Source organism: Bradyrhizobium sp. URHA0013, assembly GCF_000518345.1.
Classification (GTDB): domain Bacteria; phylum Pseudomonadota; class Alphaproteobacteria; order Rhizobiales; family Xanthobacteraceae; genus Bradyrhizobium.
In genome coordinates, this window is record NZ_JADK01000024.1 from 1 (window position 1) to 1,337 (window position 1,337).

The 1,337-nt window shown below is 61.8% G+C and carries 1 protein-coding gene and 1 pseudogene; both read left to right on the forward strand.

Going from position 1 to position 1,337, the window contains the following annotated elements; genetic code table 11:
* Nucleotides 1-452: flagellin (locus tag N551_RS36065; protein WP_035961681.1), on the forward strand; the 452-nt coding region annotated here is incomplete at its 5' end.
* Between the two features lie 325 nt (nucleotides 453-777).
* Nucleotides 778-1,337: pseudogene (locus tag N551_RS36070) on the forward strand (flagellin); the annotation flags it as partial.

Consider the following 1,337-nt stretch of genomic DNA (forward strand, 5'->3'; position numbering starts at 1 on the left):
CGACCTCGCAGGACTCCTCGTTCAACGGCGTCAACCTCTTGAACGGCGACCAGCTCAAGCTGGTGTTTGACGAGACCGGCAAGTCGAACCTGAGCATCACCGGCGTGACCTACAACTCCAAGGGTCTCGGCCTCGCCTCGCTGACCAGCGGTGTCGACTTCATCGACAACGCTGCCACCAACAAGGTGCTGACCAACCTGAACTCGGCGTCGAGCACGCTGCGTTCGGAAGCGTCGAGCCTTGGTTCGAACCTCACGATCGTGCAGGTGCGTCAGGACTTCAACAAGAACCTGATCAACGTGCTGCAGACCGGTTCGTCCAACCTGACCCTGGCCGACACCAACGTCGAAGCCGCGAACAGCCAGGCGCTGTCGACCCGCCAGTCGATCGCGGTCTCCGCGCTGTCGCTGGCCAACCAGTCGCAGCAGAGCGTGCTGCAGCTGCTCCGCTAACTAGCGGACGACATCGCAAGCAAGATCTGGCGGCGGGGCTTCGGCCCCGCCGCTTTTTTTGCGCGTCAGCTGTCATTCGAGTAGCCTTGCGACGCTCTGAAAAGTAACCAGCGGTTATGGTTAATGGAGAGTAAGCGTGGATAAATGCCAATGATTTCAACCTGATTGCCGGCCGGGACCACGCCTTCCGCGCGCTTATGGTGAACCCGCGCTTAATGCGGACGCGCGTCGTTTCACCCTTTGTTAGCCATGTCGGGGCACGCTGTCCCCGTCACTCGATCTGAAGCGATCGAACGAAGACGCGTAAACCAGAAGGGTAAGAGTCATGTCCGGTATTGTTCTCTCTGCGTCGGTTCGTCAGAACCTGCTGTCTCTCCAGTCCACCGCTGATCTTCTCGCCACCACACAGAACCGTCTGTCGACCGGCAAGAGCGTCAACTCGGCCCTGGACAATCCCACCAACTTCTTCACTGCACAGTCGCTCGACAACCGCGCCAGCGACATCAACAATCTGCTCGACGGCATCGCCAACGGCGTGCAGGTGCTGCAGGCTGCCAACACCGGCCTGACCTCGTTGCAGAAGCTGATCGACTCTGCGAAGTCGATCGCCAACCAGGCGCTGCAGACCACCGTCGGCTACTCCACCAAGTCCAACGTCTCCACCACGATCGCTGGTGCGACGGCGGCGGACCTGCGCGGCACGACCTCCTTTGCCAGCGCGACTGCGAGCAGCAACGTGCTCTATAACGGCACGGCCGGCGGTACCACGGCCGCAACCGGCACCACGACCCTCGGCGCCACCATCGGCTCCTTTGCAAGCACGGGCGCGACGGCCGGTGATGGCACCACGGCCCTGACCGGCGCCATCACCCTGATCGCCACCAA